Here is a 17,345-nt window from a genome sequence, read left to right as displayed (position 1 = left end):
AGATGAGGCGTATACTCCCCCTGAGTATGTTGACTGAGCCTGTTCCTGCGGCGCCAACCACCCCCGTGGCGGAGATTGCCCTCCCCGTCACTGGGATGACCTGCGCCTCGTGCGTGAACCGCGTGGAGCGATTCCTGAAGAAGGCCGACGGCGTGAGCGGGGCGAGCGTGAACCTTGCGACCTCGATGGCCACCATTCAGTACGCGCCAGAGGCAACGGGCGTTGCCGATCTCGCTGCGGTGATCAGCGCAGCTGGATACGAGGTTCCCGCCGCCGCACTCGTCCTCGCCGGACGTGAAGGGGACGCCGATGCACAGGACGCGCGCGCCGCACTCGATGCCGAGCTCGTCGCCGCGCGCACCAAAGAGACGCGCGGACTTCTCCGTGACGGAATCATCGCCACGATCTTCGGCTTCGGCGCGATGGTACTGATGTTGCAGCCGTGGCTCTTTATTAGCATGGAGCGTGTCAACTGGATCCTGATCGTGCCCTCCACCATCATTCAGTTCGCCGTTGGCTGGCGCTTCCACTCGCGCGCACTGCGCGCACTTCGTCACGGTTCACTCACCATGGAGACGCTCGTCAGTCTCGGCACCACGGCGGCATGGAGCTGGTCGGTGGCGATTACCCTCTTCCATTCGCAGCTGATGCGCGTTGGCATTCCGGCGCACGCAACGTGGGACGCCGCGGCACTCATTCTCGGTTTTGTCGCACTCGGTCGCTGGATGGAGGCGCGCGCCAAGGAGCAGACAACCAGCGCGGTGCGCGGGATCCTGGCGCTTCAACCGCGCGAGGCAGAGCTGCTTGCAACCGCCGACGCCCCAACCGCAACCACCATCGCCGTGAACAAGATCATCGCTGGTGACCTGCTGCGCATTCGTCCTGGTGGGCGCATCCCTGTAGACGGCATCATCGTGAGTGGACGCGCCGCCGTTGATGAGTCGGCGATCACCGGTGAGTCGCTCCCAGTAGAGCGCGGTCCAGGGAGCAGACTCGCCGCAGGCACGCTGCTTACCGACGCCGCAATTGTGATGCGCGCCACACAGGTTGGCGCGAACACCACGCTGGCCCGCATCGTCGCCATGGTCGAGCGCGCGCAGGGATCGAAGCCTGCGATCGCCCGCCTCGCCGACCGCATCTCAGAGGTATTCGTGCCGGCCATCCTGCTGATCGCCGTGGCGACCTTCGTTGGCTGGTACCTGCTCGGGGCGGAGCCGCGCCTGGTGCGCGCCGTGGCCACCGCCATCGCCGTGCTCGTGGTTGCCTGCCCCTGCGCAATGGGCCTCGCCACCCCCACCGCCGTGATCGCCGGCACCGGCCGCGGCGCCGAGGCGGGAATCCTCGTGCGCGACGCCGCCATCCTCGAGGCGGCAGGGAAGCTGCGCGCCGTGGTCTGGGATAAGACCGGCACCCTCACCCTCGGCCAGCACGCCCTCGTCGGCCGTATCGCCCTCGCCGACGGCCCGCTCGCCGGCAACACCGATCGACTCCTACAGATCGCCGCCGCGGTCGAGAACCCATCGGAACATCCACTCGCCCGCGCGATCGTGCGTGCCGCAGGCGCTGTCACGGCAAGCGCCACCGACTTCGCCATGCACGCCGGGCATGGCGTAAGCGCAACCGTCGATGGTGCAGCGGTGCGCATCGGCACCGAGGCCTTCACCGCCACGATCAACCCCGAGCTCACCAGGTGGGCATCAGGAGAGGCGGCTGCGGGACGCACGCCGCTCTTTATCTCAATCAACGGCGAATCTGCCGGCGCGCTCAGCCTTGCCGATACGGTTCGCCCAGAGAGCGCCGCCGCGATCCGTGCACTGAGCGCACGCGGCATTGAGTCGTGGATCATCAGCGGCGATCGCCAAGAGGTGGTGAACGCCATCGCCCACGACCTCAGCATTCCATCAGAGCGCGCCCGCGGCGGCATTCTTCCTGGCGGTAAGGGCGAGGCGATCGCCGAGATTCGACGCAGCAGCAGTGGGCCCGTAGCGATGGTGGGAGATGGCGTGAACGACGCGCCAGCACTCGCCGCTGCTGACGTAGGTATCTCCATGGGTGGCGGAACCGAGATCGCGATCGATGCATCGGCTGCAACCTTGAGCGGCGCAGACCCGCGCGGTGTGCCACTCCTCGTCGATCTTGCGCGCGCCACCACGCGCATCATCAAGCAGAACCTTGGTTGGGCCTTTGGTTACAACATCATCCTGGTGCCACTCGCCGCCGGCCTCTTGCTCCCAACTTTCGGCATCGGACTTGACCCAGCACTCGCCGCCGCCGCCATGGGTGGATCGAGCGTGACGGTGGTGCTGAATGCTCTGAGGCTGCGAAGGCTGCCGTTAGAACGCAACAACCTGAATCCTGTTAGGAATCCGCGTTAAAACCTGCTACCTTCTCCGCATCTGAACCAGATTCTGAGTAAGGGGAGGTAAGAAAATGCGTCGCAACAAGTACTTGGGGCTAATCTCGGGTGGGGTCGCCAGCCTAGCTCTAGCGTCGGCCGCCATTGCTAGTTCGATCGGCCCAAACACGCTTACCAGTCAGGGTCCAGGCTGGAATTCAATTACATACCAAGCGACTAATACTACGTTCAGTATTCGAAATTGCTCAGCATCAGCTTCAACTTTGACGTTCGAGGTCATGAGGCACTGGCTGTTTTCCCCTAGTACTGGCACTGGTAAGAAAACCTACACGTGCAGTTCATCGTCAACGTATGTCTCAAAAACTTGGAGCAACACCGTGGGTGACTATAGCGTCGAATACAGCCCTTGGATCAATAGCGCGACGGTAAGCCTGACCTATTTCATCTCGTATTAATGCGCGGGCTCCTGTTTCGAGAGATTAGTTTTGGCTATAAACGGAAGAATCAAGGAGAGCTAGCCGTCCTACAACGCTTAACTTGGCACGTGCCTACAGGCGTTACCGCCCTGCTTGGCATCAATGGTGCAGGCAAGAGCACGCTCTTGTCCCTTGGCGCGACGGCGTTGATGCCGAGGAGTGGCAAGGTGTCACTCAACGAGCTGGATTCCCGCGATCAGCGAACCCAGTTTCGAGCGCGCGTGGCATGGATGCCGCAGCAATATCGAGCAGTACCGGGGCTCACAGTTCGAGAACAGGTGGCGTATTCCGGTTGGCTGAAGGGTATGAGTCGTGACGATGCATGGCGCGGGGCCTCCGAAGCGTTGGCACGCGTGGCGCTGCAGGATCTAGCTGACCAGCCTGCAAGTGAACTTTCAGGAGGCCAGCAACGGCGCGTTGGCCTTGCCAGTGCCCTGGTCCACGACGCAGAAGTGTTGCTGCTCGATGAGCCCACCTCTGGGCTCGATCCAGAGCAGCGAGCCCTGTTCCGTGAACTACTGGTAAACATTGGCGCCGACCGAACGGTTGTGGTTTCAACACACGACACAGGTGAAATCACGACGGCCTATGAGCATGTCGCGGTACTTCACGCAGGAAACATCGCCTTTGACGGCGCCTTGCAGGCCTTCTCGGCGCGTGCCCCAGCGGGGAGTGAGCGCCCGATTGAATCCGCATTTCTGGCTCTGATCGCTGGCGGTAAGTAGGTGCGTCTTCGCACAATGCTCAGAATTTCGCCCGCAGTTTGGCTGACAATACCTACGCTGATTCTGTCCATTCTCTATGTGACCAAGGCGATCTACCCGAACAACTACGGTGTCGCAGCGACGGCGGGTGCAACCTCGTCCATGGCGTTCTTGGTTGGATTTGTTGCGATGACTGCGGCATGGGAGGCTGCACGGCTTCGTCGCGGCGGCATTTGGGATGCGCCGCATACACGTTCTAGGTTCGACATCACCATCATTGCGGTAACCCCCTCAATTCTATTGGGAGCCGTATTCCTACTCGGGACTGTCGTTGCTGCCTCTGTCTACGGTCAGGCCGGGCTGCCTGAGATTCGCATGGTTGTCGTTGGATTCGTTGCAATCTGTGCGTGGAGCCTGGTGGGCTTCCTTGCAGGACTACGACTCCCCATGTCGGTGTCGCTACCGGGCATGCTTTTGGCGCCATTCCTCTGGTTCGCCTTTGTGCCAGCACTCCCTGTGGAATGCTTGCGTCATCTCAGCGGCATGTACCGAGATTGCTGCCGGATCGGTGCCGATATTGCCCCGGCGGCGCTGCTCGCAGGCCTGATCATGAATGTGACAATCATCGTCATAGCGCTCTATGCGATCGGCGCTCTCGGTATGCGATGGTCACGCATCGTCGCAACCGCAATGCTCGTTACAGGGGTGATGGTCAGTAGCGCGTTCGCCTGGAATGTTGGTCCGATCCCAGAGGTTGCGCGCGATCAGTCCGCCTTAAAGTGCAGCACAGTGAGCGCAGCAGAGTTGTGCCTGTGGCCCGAGCACGACAGCCCCACACAACTGTTTCGGCCGACGCTGACTGCAGTGATAGTGGAACTGGCTCGTCAGGAATTGCCGATCCCAGGCCGCTGGAGTGAAGAGCTCGCGAGCGCCACATCAGTGGATACGTTGACGCTCGACTTGTGGAAGTCAGATCCAGATTCAATTCGCTGGTCAATCGCACAGGGACTGGCGCCCTGGCCAGCGTGTTCGGAGGCTTCAGACTCAGGGTTTAGCGGTTCCTCAATTGATGTGTTGCGGGGCTGGTGGTTCACTGCGATGGGTGGGTCCGAAGCGATGCTGCAAGAGAATCTCGGCTGGTTGATCGCAGATCCGTCAGCATCTGGCGGCATTCCAATCAAGGACCTATACAGCGCCGTTGGCTCCGCTCCAGTCACATCGCGCGTTGCTTGGTTGGAGCGGCTTACATCCTTGGTTGCTGAATGCCAGTCGCCCGATGACTACAGCGTTCAATAGCGTGTCCCTGTATCGAAAAATTCGTCGAGTTAATCTGATCACTCTTTCGGTCGTCGGATCGGCACTTCTTTTGCAAGTCCCGGCCAGCGCAATCTCTATTCGGGTGAGTCCTATTGGCGCACCGCTGATGATCGCCCTCTTCATCGCTTTGGGGTTGCCAAGCGCCTTAGGATTTGGGCTGTCTAGCGGACTTCCCGCGCAAGAGTCCGTAGCAGCGCGCCGTATACGTCGCTATGACGCTGTACTCGTGGCCTCAAGCGTTTGTGCATTCTTGGCTCTTGGAGCCATCGGTGCACAGGTGTCTGCGGGAATCAATGTTTCAGGTGTAGGCGATACGTATCTAATTGCCACACGAGCGCTTATGACCTACCTAGGCTGGCTACTCGTCGCCCGGTTTTTTGTTGGATGGCGCACCGCTTCAATTGCGCCGGCGCTCTACCTCCTGGCGGTTGGAGTCTTTGGTTTCGCTGACGAATCCGCTGCGGCTGAATGGGCTTGGATCGGTCTCCCGGCGAATGACGGTTGGGCCTGGGCGTGTACGTGGATATTGCTTGGGTTGGGTACAGCGCTCTGGGCTTTTCGCCCTAACTGGGCAATCGAGGTGCGTGCGGCCTAGTTCTCCCAGCCTTTAGGATCGGCCTCGATCCAGCACTCGCCGCAGCCGCCATGGGCGGATCGAGCGTGACGGTGGTGCTGAATGCCCTGAGGCTGCGAAGGCTGCCACTAGAGCGAGATCGGTTGAACTAGCACCCCCTGCTAGGATTTCTCGGGCTACTGATTGGCGCAAGTTTGGTCGGCAAACTGTCATCCCAGCCGCAGTTGCATGAGAGCAGCTGAGTCAAGGCAAGGAGGTTTTCCAAAAGTGGGATACACCCTCATCACCGGAGGATCTCGAGGTCTTGGTTTCGAGTGCGCCAAGGCGCTGCGGGCGAGCGGCCAAACGGTGCTGCTGATCGCAAAGGATGAACCGCGCTTGGCCGCAGCTGCCCAAAGCCTGGGCTGTGAGTACCAGAGTGTGGACCTTGCGGATCTTGAGGCGACCGAGAAGGCGTTCACTGCGATCCTCGCCACGCGTGGTGCCCCTGATGCGCTGATCCTTGCGCACGGGGTGATGAGTGAAAAGTCTTCCAAAACCTTCGCTACGAATATCGACGAGTGGCGCCGGGTGATGTCGATCAATTTGGATTCTGTCTTTTGTGCACTCAATATTCTTGCGAAGCCAATGGCTGAGGCGCGCCAGGGGCGAGTGGTTGTCTTCTCGGCGTGTCTTGGTCGCATGTCAGGACCAGGCAATGCAGGGGGATTGGTGCCGTACCGTGTGAGCAAGGCGGGGGTCAATGCACTCGTGCGCAACCTTGCGCATGAAACGCTCCATGGCAAGCGCGGCTTCCTGATCGACGCTGTCTGCCCGAATCACTCCCGGACCGATATGGGCGGGCCAGGCGCACCACTCTCTGCCAAAGAGGGCGCCGATACGGCGATCTGGTTGGCAACCCGACCGTTCAACGTCGAGGGCGCTTCCGATCAAGAGAAGCTGACTGGAGTGCTGTGGGAGGAGCGAAACGTAATCCCATGGTGACCCCCCTCGGCCTAAAGAAGATCGATGCAACCGAGGACCCCCTCAAACTACTGGCCGAACACTTCGAGGGCCTCTATTCAGGGACGCTTGGCCTGAGCTCAATCAGCGGCGGGCAACAGGCAGCCGACAGGGCGCTTCAGCAGCTCGATATCAGGGGGTATGCCGACCGCCGCTCGCAAGTGCTTCCGCGGGCGAATCGAGGCGCGAGCGTGCTCTCTCCGTACATTCGTCACAACATGATCACGCTGCGCCAGGTGTATGACGCCGTTCAGGGTGCACCAGCCAAAGATCGTGAGAAATTCCGCGACGAGCTCTGGTGGCAGGAATACGCGCGTCACCTCTACGCCCGCATTGGTGTGCGCCTATTCGAAAACCTGCGCTTTGCAGCGAACTGGCGCGGCGAGGGGAACGGCTGGAATCGGGAGATGCTCTGCATCGACGAAGTTGTCTCTGAGCTCGAGGGGGATGGCTGGCTCGTCAATCAGACTCGCATGTGGCTGGCATCCCACTGGACCGTTCGAAATGGCGTTGGCTGGATCTCGGGCCAGGAGCGCATGCACCAAGAGCTCATCGATGGCTCCAGGGCCGCCAACCTGCTTGGATGGCAGTGGACGGTCGGTGCGGGCACCGGCAAGCCCTACGGTTTTGCGAAGTGGCAGGTGGACAAGCGAGCGCCAGGCATCTGTTCACGATGTCCCCTCAAGGCCAACTGCCCGATCGAGGAGTTCCCGCGCGAGGTACACCTAGAGCAGCTTGAGCGAGATCCGCTTCTGGACAACGATCCCAACGTGCAGCGCACCACTGGGCCGATCACGCCCAGAATCAAACGCCCTGCGACGCATGTGCTGCTGACGATCGACTCACTCGGAATGCACGATCCGGCGCTTCGGGCCAATCCGACCTTGCCCGCGATCTTTGTCTTCAATGAGGGTGCGCTGAGGAAACTACAGCTGAGCGCGCGGCGAATTGGGTTCTATCTGCAGACGCTTGGCGAGCTCAGTGCTCAGCGAGGTGTGGAGGTGTATATCGGTGATCCCTACCAGTTTGCACAAGAGCATCCGGTAGCCGTGACCTATGCGCCCGTTCCATCATTTCGAAAATTCACATCGGTTGCTGAGCTGCATCCATATCCGTGGCTGAAACTGCCGTCTGCAGGATCAGTTCGCAGCTTCTCCTCGTGGCGATAACAACAGTCCGTGTAGGGCGCCGCTGAGCTAGCGAAGCTTTCCGAAGAGCGCCGAGGCGTTCTGGCCACCGAAGCCGAAGCCATTGATCAGCACGCGGTCGACTGACTGGTTGGTGCGCGCGGTGTGCGGCACGTAGTCGAGGTCGCACTCAGGGTCTGGCGTGTCGAGGTTGATCGTGGGTGGCACGGTGCCCGTCTCGATCGCCTTGATGGCGGCGAGTCCGGCAACGGCGCCAGCGCCACCCAAGAGGTGGCCGACCATGCTTTTTGGGGAGCTGATCGGAATCTTGTAGGCATGATCACCAAGGGCGCGCTTAATCGCCTTCGTCTCGGTGAGGTCGTTGAGTGGGGTGCTCGTGCCGTGCGCCACGATGTAGCTGATGTCTTCGATGACGGCGCCGCCATCGAGGATCGCCTTGGTCATGGAGCCTGCAGCGCCGCGGCCGGTTGGCTCAGGGGCGCTGATGTGGAAGGCGTCGGCGGTTGCACCGGCACCGAGCAGCTCGGCGCGAATCGTGGCCCCGCGCGCCTTCGCGTGGGCGAGCGACTCGACCACGAAGACGGCACCGCCTTCGCCGAAGACGAAGCCGTCGCGGTTCTTGTCAAACGGTCGGCTGGCGTGCGTTGGGTCGTCGTTGCGCTTGCTGAGGGCGCCCATGTTGCTGAGGGCGGCGAAGGCCATCGGCAGGAGTGGTGCCTCGACGCCACCGGCGACGACCACGTCGGCCTCGCCGCTGCGGATCAGGCGGAGTGCATCTTGAAAGGCGAGCACGCCCGTGGCGCAGGCGGCGGCCTGGGTGATCGCGGCGCCGGTGAGGCCGTACTTCATGCTGACCATGCAGGCGCCCATGCTCGGGCTAAGGGCAGGAATGGCGAAGGCGCTCACGAAGCGGCCGCCCTTTTCGCGATAGGCGTCGCTCCCGATGGTGACCTGCTCGATGCCACCACCGCCGGTGTTGATCACCGTGGCAACGCGGTCGCGGCGCTCTGGCTCCCAGCTGGCAATGTCGGCGAGGCCGGCATGTTCGATGGCTTCGGTGGCGGCGGCGATCGCGAACTGCACGAAGCGGCTCATGCGACGCGCCATCTTCATATCCATGGTGAGGAGCGGATCGAAGCCCTTCACCTCGGCGGCGATGCGCACGTCGTTTGGTGAGGCGTCGAAGTGGGTGATGAGGCCCGCACCTGAGCGTCCTGCGATCAGGCTCTCCCAGTATTCGCCAGCGCTATTGCCGATCGGCGTAATCGCGCCGTAGCCGGTGATGACCGCGCGCTGCGTGTCGGTTCGTACGGGGGTGGTGCTCATGGCTCCTCCTACTTTCCGGTCCAGCGCCGCAACACGATGGCGCCATTATGGCCACCGAGCCCAACGTTGTTGCTCACCGCGGCACGAATCTCGGCCGGGCGTGTTTCACAGTTGACGTTCAGGTTGCAGGCGGGGTCGACGTTCTTCGTATGCAGAGTTCCTGGAATCACCTGGTGGTGCAGCGAGAGGGTCGTGAAGACTGCCTCCACGGCGCCCGCGGCACCCATCAGGTGTCCCGTCAGTGACTTCGTTGCTGAGATGGGAATCTCTGCGGCACGTGGCCCGAAGGAGGCGTGGAAGGCGAGCGCCTCACGCTCATCGCCCACCGGCGTGCTGGTGCCGTGCGGATTGATCAGGTCAATCTCGGTCGGGTCGATCTTGCCGCGCTGCAGCGCCCACCTGATGGAGCGCGCTGAGCCGGCGCCACCCTCGATCGGCTGGATCATGTCGTGCGCATCGGCGGAGCTGCCGTAGCCGACCACCTCGGCGTAGATCGTGGCGCCGCGCGCCGTAGCCGAGGCGAGATCCTCAACGATGAAGGCGCCCGCCCCTTCGCCGAGAACGAAGCCGGCGCGATCCACGTCGTACGGTCGGCAGGCCGATGCTGGCCCTTCGCCGTCGCGGGGGCCGGCGAGGCCACGCATGTTCATGAAGCCGATGTGCGCCACCTCAATGAGGGGGTTCTCGGTGGAGCCGGCGATGACGGCGGTCACGTCGCCGCGCTTGATCGCCTCAGCCGCCTCGCCCAGGGCGTGCGTGCCGGTGGCGCAGGCGGAGACGACCGCCAGGTTGTGCCCCACGGCACCGGACTCAATAGCGATCATCCCCGAGGTGCTGTCGACCAGACCGTGGGCGATGAAGGTTGGCGCAACAGCGCGCGGCCCCTTCTCCTTCCAGCTCATCTGGTTCTCAATGAAGAGCCCCTGCCCACCAGCGCCTGAACCGAAGACCACGCCGACCTCTTCGCGGTTCGCGTCGGTGATCTCGAGCCCCGAGTCGAGCAGCGCGGCCTTCGCCGCGGCAACGCCCCAATGGATCTCAGGGCCGGTGCGTCGAATCTGCTTTGCGTCGAGGAACTGGGTGACGTCAAAGTTCTTCACCTCGCCCGCGACCACGTATGGTGCGTAGGGGGTTGGATCCCAGTGGGTGATCTGCGCGATGCCGCTACGACCTTCGGTGAGTGACGTCCACACGTCGCCAACGGTGTTGCCGATCGGCGAGACGATGCCGAGTCCGGTGATAACGACGCGTCGGGTGTGATCTGGCTCGCGCATGCTGCTACTCCTTCCCTCTTAGGCTGCTGGGGTTAATTCTTCAATGGAGAGGATCTCGGCGCCATCGGCCGACGGGATTCGCTTCACAAGTCCGGCGAGCACGCGACCCGAGCCGACCTCGATGTAGCGCTTCGTACCGGCGGCCGCCATGGTGTTCACCGCGGCGATCCAGTCGACACCACCGGTGAGGTGATTCGAGAGTTCGTCGCGCAGCTGTGCGGCGGTGGTGATGCGTGCTGCACTAGCGTTGGCGAGCATCGGTGTCTTTGGATCAGCAATGGTTACGGCGGCGAGCGCCTCGCGCATGCCGGCGGCGGCCTCCTCCATCAGTGGTGAGTGGCTGGCGATACTGACCTGCAGTCGCACGGCGCGCTTTGCGCCGGCGGCGCTTGCTGCGGCAACGGCGGCCTCAATGGCGGCGACCTCGCCCGAGAGCACGATCTGCCCCGGCGAGTTGCGATTGGCGAAGACCAAGATGCCGAGCTTTGCGCCAGCGGTGATCACGTCGGCCTCGGCGCTCTCAGGGAGACCGAGGATGGCGGCCATAGCACCAGGTCGTCCGCCCCCTGATGCCTGCATCAGCTCGCCACGTCGGCGGGCGAGTCGAACGCCATCGGCAACGGAGAGTGCGCCTGCGGCGACCGCGGCGGCATACTGGCCGGCCGAGTGTCCGGCGATCAGGATCGGTTCGTCGAGTGGGGTGCCTGCGGATGCGGCGCGTTCGCGCGCGGCGGCAAGGAGGGCGATCGAGATCGTGAGGATGGCGGGCTGCGCCACCTCGGTGCGCTCAAGCGCCTCGATCGGACCGGTCGCCATCAGCTGGCCGAGCGGCTGGCTCAGGGCGGTTTCAGCCTCTGCCAGCACGGCGCGTGCGGCGGGGGAGGCGGCGAGGGCGGCGGCACCCATACCGACGCTCTGCGAGCCCTGCCCAGGGAAGATCCACGAGGTATTCGGTGACATGCGGGGAATCGTAGCCGCCCGACTGGGCTCACCGCGCTAATGTATGCGCATATGCATACACCTCGCCGGAACCGAATTGCTGAGATTGCCAAGGCCGCCGAGGGGCTGCGCAGCCGCCTCCCCGCCGCAGTCCGCGTTGCCCGCGGTGAGATGGGTGAGAGCCCGCTCGACGAGGTGTCGCGACGCCGGCAGAGTCTCGGTGAGATCGGCGGTCGCATCGTCTCCATCCGTCGCCTCTGGCGTGAGCTCGTGCTTTCAACGGCGCAGCAGTTGGCACCGAGCGAACTCTCGCTCGCGCAGGTCGCCGCCCTCTATCTACTCGCTGACGGGAGGCCGCGATCGGTAGGGGAGATCGCTCGAGACCTCGGCCGCTCGCATTCGGCGACCAGTCGCCTGGTCAGCTTCTTGCATGGGCGTCGCTATCTGCGCGCCGCGCCAACGAGTGATGCCCGCGTGCGTCGATCGCAGCTTGCTCCAAGTGGAGAAGCGCTACTCACTTCGATTGATCGCGGTCGCGCGGAACAGTTTGTGGATCTGGTGCGACGACTACCGAAGGCGGAGCGTGGCCTTGTTGCTGCTGCTGTTGCCGCGCTGGCAACGCGCGCGCCGGTTACTCCCCCGCGTACCCCATAGCCACGTCGTACAGCACCTCAACGCCCCAGGCGAGGGCCTCTTGTGAGACGCGCTCGTCGATGCCGTGGAATCGCTCCATGAAGCGCTCCTTCGGATCTAGCAGATACGGTGAGAATCCGTAGGTTGGAATCCCAGCTGGCACGGTGATCTTCGCGTCGGTCGCATACGGCGCGACGGCGGGCATCATGATCGCCTCACTGTCGCGTGTGCGAATCGCGGCGCTCGCAATGCCAAGGATCTCGTGATCCATCGGGTTGCTTACCGCGCCACCATATTCGATGAGGTCAAGCTTCACGAACGGTGCAAGGTCAGCACCGATGCGGTCGAGCATGTTGCGCTCTGCAGCTTCGCGCGTTGTCCCTGGCAGGATGCGGCTGTCAACGGTGAGGGTTGCCGATCCTGGCAACACGTTGGAGCGAATGCCTGAGGCAAGGATCGTTGGCGCGAACGTGTCGCGCAGCACGGCGCGCAGCGCGCGCAGGAGCTCAGGGGCGCAGCCCGCGGCCGACGCTTCGGCATTGAGCTCCTTGGCGTCGTCAAAGGTCTTCTCGCTGAGGAGGCGCTCGAGGCGACCCATCGCCCCAGCCGGGAGGGCGGCTCGAAGTGCAGCAAGAAGGGCCTCGTTCTCGGGCACGATTTGGACCGGGCCAGGCACTGAGACGCGCTCCACCACCTGGGCGGCGCGCAGGAGGGCGTTGTCGCTGTCGGGCATCGAGGCGTGACCCCAGCGGCCGCTGACGGTGATGGTGAAGCGGGCGAAGCCCTTCTCGGCAACCTGCAGTGGGTAGATGCGACGACCAGCGGCGGTGATCGTCATGCCGCCCGCCTCGGTGAGTCCGACCGCGGCGTCGAGCCAGTGCTTGCGGTCTTGGAGGACGAGGGCGATCCCCTCTAGGCCGCCCGTCTCTTCGTCAGCGGTGGCGGTGAGGATGATGTCGCGTCGTAGGCCAGGGATCACATCCTTCGCTGGATTCAGACCGGCTGCGCGGGCGCGCGCGCAGAGGAGTCGAATCACGCCGACCTGCACCGCTAGGGCGCCCTTCATGTCGACAGCACCACGACCCCAGATGTAGCCCTCTTTGACGACGCCTTCAAACGGATCAACCGTCCAGCCGTCTTGATTGGCAGGCACCACGTCGAGGTGGGCGAAGAGGAGGAGTGCGCCATCTTTTGGATCGCGTGGGTCAAGCTTCGGATTTGCAGCGGAGGCGCTGCCGCGCAGTCGCACGCTGACGTTGCCGCGGTCGGGGATCGGCTCGAAGAACTCAGGCTCCAGGCCCTCACGGCGGAGCAGCTCAATCAGCACCTTGGCGGCGCGCGTCTCGTTCCCTGGTGGGTTCACGCTCTCGGCGCGAATCAGCTGCCCCAGATCGTCGCCCGCCTCGGCGCCGATGCGCTTCATCAGCGCGGCATCTACTGATTCAGATGGGAGACCCTTCGGAAAGTGATCCGCAGCCGTTGCGTTGAAGCGCGATGCGCCGCTCACTTGCCAACTCCAGCGATGGTGAGGATCAGCTGCACGATCAGTGCGCCGATGGTGAGGCCAACGAGTCCGCCCACGATGACCTTCACGCCGCGCACACCGCTGCGCTCATCGGCATCGGCCTTCGCCTGCTGCGCTTTGGTGAGCTGGTCACCACCTGGAACCAGTGGAGCGTCGAGGCCGCGCAGGCCACCACGTGGATCTTTTGGGTCGATCGCCTTCGCTGCGCTCATCGGTCGGTTGATCCTTTCAGCGCCTTGGCGAGGCGCACCCCAGTGGTGATGGCGCCATCTGACGCGCTGCTAACCAGGGCAGCGTACTTCGCCCAGACGCCGCCGGCGTAGCGTGGTGCGGGGGCGCGCCAGGCGGCGCGACGGGAGGCGAGCTCGCTCTCGGCGACCTCAATGCGCAGCTCATGCGAGTCAACATCGATGGTGATGGTGTCGCCCTCATGTACGAGCGCGATCGGCCCGCCGAGCGCCGCCTCAGGAGCGATGTGCGCCACCATGAAGCCGTGGGTCGCGCCAGAGAAGCGGCCATCCGTAATGAGTGCGACCTCGTCGCCGAGCCCCTGGCCCACGAGTGCAGCGGTAACGGCAAGCATCTCGCGCATCCCTGGCCCGCCGACTGGCCCCTCATAGCGAATGACGACGACGTCGCCGGCAACGATGGCGTTGGCGCGGATCGCAGCGAAGGCCGCCTCCTCGGAATCGAAGATGCGCGCCGGTCCGCTGTGATGTCGGCGCTCGTGGCCGGCAAGCTTCACGATCGCACCCTCGGGCGCGAGGCTGCCACGCAGCACGGTGAGGCCGCCCGTCTTCTTGATTGGGTTGTTGATCGGACGAATCACATCCTGCCCGGCGCGCTCGTTCGCCTGCGATGCGATCTCGCCCATCGTTCGTCCGTCGACGCCCTGCTCGTTGAGGTGCAGAAGGCCGCCAGCGGCCAGTTCGCGCAGCACAAGGGCGATGCCGCCCGCCTTGTAGAGGTCGAGTGCGGCGTACGAGCCGCCAGGGATCAGGTTGCCGATCACTGGCGTCGATTCACCGAGACGCTCAAAGGCTTCGATCTCGAGGGGAAGGTCAAACTCGCGGGCGATGGCGAGCAGGTGGAGCACCGCATTCGTTGAGCCGGCGGTCGCACCCACCGCGCGAATCGCGTTCTCGAGGGCCTTGCCGGTGACGATGTCGCGCGGCTTCAGGTTCTTGCGCACCAGCTCCACGGCGATTTCGCCCGAGCGCTCGGCGGCGGCGATCTTGTCGGGGTCGGTGGCGGGGATGCCGTTGAGGCCGGCGGGGGAGAGGCCGATCACCTCGAGCGCCATGCTCATCGTGTTCGCGGTGAACTGGCCACCGCAGGCGCCCGCCCCTGGGCAGGCGGCATTCTCAAGGTCCCAGAGCTCCTCGGCGGTGATCTTTCCTGCGTTGTACGAGCCGACCGCCTCGAAGACGCTCTGCACCGTCACATCCTTCCCCTTATAGGTCCCGGGGAGGATCGTGCCGTTATAGAGGACGAGCCCAGGAATATTCAGGCGGCCGAGCGCCATCGCGGCGCCGGGGCTGGTCTTGTCGCAGCCAGTGAGGCAGACGATGCCGTCGAAGCTGTGCCCTGCGGAGACGAGTTCAATGGAGTCGGCGATGATCTCGCGCGAGATGAGCGAGGCCTTCATCCCTTCGGTGCCCATCGCCACGCCGTCGGAGACGGAGATGGTGCCGAACTCCATCGGCGTGCCACCCGCGCGCCGAATGCCGCGCTTCACCGCTTCGGCCAGCTCGCGCTGATTCAAGTTGCACGGCATCGTCTCGATCCAGGTGGTGGCAACGCCGATGATCGGCTTGGCGAGATCCTCATCGGTGAAGCCGACCGCCTTCAACATCGCGCGCGCCGGTGCGCGGTCTGGTCCGTCGGTCATTGCGGCGGAGTGCCGCTTCGCTGGGTCGCTCGCGCGGTCGTACGGGTTCTTGCTCATCGCGGTGCGTTTGGCTGCAGTGTGTTGATGGTTCCTGGGTGCGATGTCTCGTGCGCCAGAATCTTTTCGCCCTGCGTGCGGATGTAGTCCAGCTCATCAAGTCCATCGAGCAGCATCTTCTGGCTGAAGGCGTCGATCGGGAACTGATGTGCAGTGCCATCAGGGGCCCTCAACGTCGCGGCTGCAAGTTCGATGGTCACCGTTGCGGCGAGGTCGTCCTTGGCAATCTGCATCAGCGTGCTGTGCAGCTCGGCGGGCAAGATGATCGGCAGGATTCCATTCTTCAGTGCATTCGACTTAAAGATGTCGGCGAAGCTTGTTGCGAGGATTGCCTTGATGCCGAAGGCGCCAAGGGCCCACGGCGCATGCTCACGGCTGGAGCCGCCGCCGAAGTTGTCGCCCGCAACCAGGATGCCGTGGCCGGCGTAGCGCGGCTCATCAATCACGAACGGTGGGTTCTTCTTGCTACCGTCGGCCTCAAAGCGCCAGTCGTGGAAGAGGGCATCGGCGAGGCCCGCCTTGTCGATGACCTTCAGGTAGCGGGCGGGGACGATCTGGTCGGTGTCGACGTTCTCGGCGGGGAGTGGCACGAGCCCGGTGGTGAAGGTGCCGACCTTTGGGGCGGCCATCAGCGGATCATCCCTGGAAGCGTGCGTGGATCGGCGATGACGCCGGTGAGCGCGGTGGCGGCGGCGGTGAGCGGCGAGGCCAAGAAGGTGCGACCCCCCTTCCCCTGGCGCCCCTCAAAGTTGCGGTTTGAGGTGCTGATCGCGTATTCGCCGGGGGCGAGCTGGTCGCCATTCATGGCGATGCACATCGAGCAGCCCGCCTCGCGCCAATCGGCACCCGCGTCGCGGAAGATCTTGTCGAGCCCTTCGCGCTCCGCTTGACGCTTCACGTCGGCGGATCCAGGAACCACCATCACGCGCACCCCCTTCGCAATGGTGTGACCTTTCAGCACATTCGCGGCGAGGCGCAGGTCGCTGATGCGACCGTTGGTACAGCTGCCAATAAAGACGGTGTTCACCGGTCGTCCGATGATGCTGTCGCCCGCGCGCAGATCCATGTATTCGAGTGCGCGGGTCAGTGCGCGCGCCGCGGCCGGGTCGGACTCGTCTGCTGGATTCGGAATCGTGCCGCTGATCGGCAGGCCCATCCCTGGGTTCGTGCCGTAGGTCACCATCGGCTCAAGGGTGTCAGCGTTGATGACGATCTCCTTGTCGTACGTTGCGCCATCGTCGCTTGCGAGTGTGCGCCAGCGTGCGACGGCGGCATCCCAATCGGCACCCTGCGGCGCATGTGGTCGACCCTTCAAGTAGGCGAAGGTCGTCTCGTCGGGGGCAACGAGGCCGGCGCGCGCGCCACCCTCGATGCTCATGTTGCAGATCGTCATGCGCTCTTCCATGGAGAGGTCGAGAATCGCAGAGCCTGCATATTCAAAGACGTGACCGGTGCCACCGCCGACACCGATGCGCGCGATCAGCGCCAAGATGATGTCCTTTGCGGAGACGCCTGGCCGCAGTGTTCCGTCAACGCGCACGAGATAGGTCTTCGGCTTGCGCTGCAAGAGGCACTGGGTGGCGAGGACCATCTCCACTTCGCTGGTGCCGATGCCGAACGCCAGTGCGCCGAAGGCACCGTGGGTTGCCGTGTGTGAGTCGCCACAGACGATGGTTGCGCCAGGCTGCGTCAGACCGAGCTCTGGCCCAATGACGTGCACGATCCCCTGGTTCGGCGACTCCCAGCCGTGGAGTGGAACGCCGAACTCGGCGCAGTTCGCCTCGAGCTGCTTCACCTGGGCGGCGGCCATCTCGTCGGCGATCGGGAGGTTGCGTGGCGTGGTCGGAATGGAGTGGTCGGCGGTGGCTACCGTGCGGTCGGGTCGGCGAACCTTCAGCCCGCGGGCGCGAAGGCCGGTAAAGGCCTGGGGGCTGGTGACCTCGTGTACGAGGTGCAGGTCGATTGCGAGGATGGCGGGCGCCCCCTCCTGCTGATCGACAACGTGCTCGTTCCAGATCTTCTCAATGATGGTCTTCGGCATAGAGCGAGCCTACCAGAGGGCGAAACTCACCCTAGCCCCGCGAGCCACCACTGAAGGCGAGGGTGAATGCGTGCCGACCAGG

The 17,345-nt window shown here is 63.8% G+C and carries 15 protein-coding genes; 7 read left to right on the top strand and 8 right to left on the bottom strand.

All coding sequences use genetic code 11. The annotated features are described in order from the left end of the window. The first annotated feature begins 26 nt into the window (after positions 1-26). The 6 genes from AC3LB0_RS05560 (at position 27) to AC3LB0_RS05535 (ending at position 7,598) form a co-directional block, all read left to right on the top strand. The gene (locus AC3LB0_RS05560) at positions 27-2,375 is read left to right on the top strand and encodes a heavy metal translocating P-type ATPase (RefSeq protein ID WP_488650171.1); all 2,349 of its coding nucleotides are present in this window, start codon (positions 27-29) and stop codon (positions 2,373-2,375) included. A 435-nt stretch (positions 2,376-2,810) separates the two neighbouring features. Next, positions 2,811-3,557, top strand: a complete 747-nt coding sequence (locus AC3LB0_RS05555) for an ATP-binding cassette domain-containing protein (RefSeq protein WP_488650170.1) — start codon at positions 2,811-2,813, stop codon at positions 3,555-3,557. A 15-nt stretch (positions 3,558-3,572) separates the two neighbouring features. After that, the gene (locus AC3LB0_RS05550) at positions 3,573-4,832 is read left to right on the top strand and encodes a hypothetical protein (RefSeq protein ID WP_488650169.1); all 1,260 of its coding nucleotides are present in this window, start codon (positions 3,573-3,575) and stop codon (positions 4,830-4,832) included. Continuing rightward, positions 4,813-5,448 (top strand): hypothetical protein, encoded by a 636-nt coding sequence (locus AC3LB0_RS05545; protein WP_488650168.1) that lies wholly within the window; start codon positions 4,813-4,815, stop codon positions 5,446-5,448. Before AC3LB0_RS05550 ends, AC3LB0_RS05545 begins: the two co-directional genes overlap by 20 nt. A gap of 207 nt (positions 5,449-5,655) precedes the next feature. Further along, positions 5,656-6,411: an SDR family NAD(P)-dependent oxidoreductase gene (locus AC3LB0_RS05540; protein WP_488650210.1), complete on the top strand. Its 756-nt coding sequence runs from the start codon at positions 5,656-5,658 to the stop codon at positions 6,409-6,411. Continuing rightward, entirely contained in the window at positions 6,405-7,598 is a 1,194-nt protein-coding gene (locus tag AC3LB0_RS05535) for an FAD-binding domain-containing protein (protein ID WP_488650167.1), read from the top strand. Before AC3LB0_RS05540 ends, AC3LB0_RS05535 begins: the two co-directional genes overlap by 7 nt. A 27-nt stretch (positions 7,599-7,625) precedes the next feature. On the opposite strand, the gene fabF is transcribed toward AC3LB0_RS05535, so the two are convergent. The 3 genes from fabF to fabD are packed head-to-tail and all read right to left on the bottom strand — an operon-like array spanning position 7,626 to position 11,137. After that, complete coding sequence (gene fabF / locus AC3LB0_RS05530; RefSeq protein ID WP_488650166.1) at positions 7,626-8,903, bottom strand: beta-ketoacyl-ACP synthase II; 1,278 nt, start codon at positions 8,901-8,903, stop codon at positions 7,626-7,628. Between the two features lie 8 nt (positions 8,904-8,911). Then, complete coding sequence (locus AC3LB0_RS05525) at positions 8,912-10,177, bottom strand: beta-ketoacyl-[acyl-carrier-protein] synthase family protein (protein ID WP_488650165.1); 1,266 nt, start codon at positions 10,175-10,177, stop codon at positions 8,912-8,914. 18 nt (positions 10,178-10,195) lie between these two features. Next, on the bottom strand, positions 10,196-11,137 hold the full coding sequence (fabD, locus tag AC3LB0_RS05520; protein ID WP_488650164.1) for an ACP S-malonyltransferase: 942 nt from the start codon (positions 11,135-11,137) through the stop codon (positions 10,196-10,198). A 51-nt stretch (positions 11,138-11,188) separates the two neighbouring features. On the opposite strand from fabD, the gene AC3LB0_RS05515 reads away from it, so the two are divergent. Next, entirely contained in the window at positions 11,189-11,770 is a 582-nt protein-coding gene (locus AC3LB0_RS05515) for a MarR family winged helix-turn-helix transcriptional regulator (protein WP_488650163.1), read from the top strand. Here the strand turns inward: AC3LB0_RS05515 and AC3LB0_RS05510 are convergent. From AC3LB0_RS05510 to leuC, 5 genes are read right to left on the bottom strand one after another with little or no spacing between them, the layout of a single operon-like run. Next, positions 11,748-13,256, bottom strand: coding sequence for a M20/M25/M40 family metallo-hydrolase (locus AC3LB0_RS05510; protein WP_488650162.1), 1,509 nt, complete (start codon positions 13,254-13,256; stop codon positions 11,748-11,750). The two genes, AC3LB0_RS05515 and AC3LB0_RS05510, sit on opposite strands and share 23 nt — an antisense overlap. Further along, positions 13,253-13,486 carry a hypothetical protein gene (locus AC3LB0_RS05505; protein ID WP_488650161.1) on the bottom strand — a complete coding sequence of 78 codons (234 nt, stop codon included), beginning with the start codon at positions 13,484-13,486 and terminating at the stop codon, positions 13,253-13,255. Before AC3LB0_RS05505 ends, AC3LB0_RS05510 begins: the two co-directional genes overlap by 4 nt. Continuing rightward, complete coding sequence (gene ilvD / locus AC3LB0_RS05500; protein WP_488650160.1) at positions 13,483-15,222, bottom strand: dihydroxy-acid dehydratase; 1,740 nt, start codon at positions 15,220-15,222, stop codon at positions 13,483-13,485. Before ilvD ends, AC3LB0_RS05505 begins: the two co-directional genes overlap by 4 nt. Then, positions 15,219-15,851, bottom strand: coding sequence for a 3-isopropylmalate dehydratase small subunit (gene leuD / locus AC3LB0_RS05495; protein ID WP_488650159.1), 633 nt, complete (start codon positions 15,849-15,851; stop codon positions 15,219-15,221). The genes ilvD and leuD overlap by 4 nt, the downstream gene beginning before the upstream one ends. Then, positions 15,851-17,263, bottom strand: coding sequence for a 3-isopropylmalate dehydratase large subunit (gene leuC / locus AC3LB0_RS05490; RefSeq protein WP_488650158.1), 1,413 nt, complete (start codon positions 17,261-17,263; stop codon positions 15,851-15,853). The genes leuD and leuC overlap by 1 nt, the downstream gene beginning before the upstream one ends. Positions 17,264-17,345 lie beyond the last annotated feature (82 nt).

Origin of the sequence: Candidatus Limnocylindrus sp., assembly GCF_040397235.1 — a bacterium.
Classification (GTDB): domain Bacteria; phylum Chloroflexota; class Limnocylindria; order Limnocylindrales; family Limnocylindraceae; genus Limnocylindrus.
This window is presented reverse-complemented; position numbering and strand designations above follow the sequence as displayed.

What these genes read in the sequence shown, in the direction of transcription:
- AC3LB0_RS05545 (WP_488650168.1), top strand. Translation starts at nt 4,813, where the DNA reads ATGACTACAGCGTTCAATAGCGTGTCCCTGTATCGAAAAATTCGTCGA.
- AC3LB0_RS05525 (WP_488650165.1), bottom strand. Translation starts at nt 10,177, where the DNA reads ATGCGCGAGCCAGATCACACCCGACGCGTCGTTATCACCGGACTCGGC.
- AC3LB0_RS05560 (WP_488650171.1), top strand. Translation starts at nt 27, where the DNA reads ATGTTGACTGAGCCTGTTCCTGCGGCGCCAACCACCCCCGTGGCGGAG.
- AC3LB0_RS05535 (WP_488650167.1), top strand. Translation starts at nt 6,405, where the DNA reads ATGGTGACCCCCCTCGGCCTAAAGAAGATCGATGCAACCGAGGACCCC.
- AC3LB0_RS05515 (WP_488650163.1), top strand. Translation starts at nt 11,189, where the DNA reads ATGCATACACCTCGCCGGAACCGAATTGCTGAGATTGCCAAGGCCGCC.
- AC3LB0_RS05550 (WP_488650169.1), top strand. Translation starts at nt 3,573, where the DNA reads ATGCTCAGAATTTCGCCCGCAGTTTGGCTGACAATACCTACGCTGATT.
- fabF (WP_488650166.1), bottom strand. Translation starts at nt 8,903, where the DNA reads ATGAGCACCACCCCCGTACGAACCGACACGCAGCGCGCGGTCATCACC.
- fabD (WP_488650164.1), bottom strand. Translation starts at nt 11,137, where the DNA reads ATGTCACCGAATACCTCGTGGATCTTCCCTGGGCAGGGCTCGCAGAGC.
- AC3LB0_RS05555 (WP_488650170.1), top strand. Translation starts at nt 2,811, where the DNA reads ATGCGCGGGCTCCTGTTTCGAGAGATTAGTTTTGGCTATAAACGGAAG.
- leuC (WP_488650158.1), bottom strand. Translation starts at nt 17,263, where the DNA reads ATGCCGAAGACCATCATTGAGAAGATCTGGAACGAGCACGTTGTCGAT.
- AC3LB0_RS05540 (WP_488650210.1), top strand. Translation starts at nt 5,656, where the DNA reads ATGAGAGCAGCTGAGTCAAGGCAAGGAGGTTTTCCAAAAGTGGGATAC.
- AC3LB0_RS05505 (WP_488650161.1), bottom strand. Translation starts at nt 13,486, where the DNA reads ATGAGCGCAGCGAAGGCGATCGACCCAAAAGATCCACGTGGTGGCCTG.
- ilvD (WP_488650160.1), bottom strand. Translation starts at nt 15,222, where the DNA reads ATGAGCAAGAACCCGTACGACCGCGCGAGCGACCCAGCGAAGCGGCAC.
- leuD (WP_488650159.1), bottom strand. Translation starts at nt 15,851, where the DNA reads ATGGCCGCCCCAAAGGTCGGCACCTTCACCACCGGGCTCGTGCCACTC.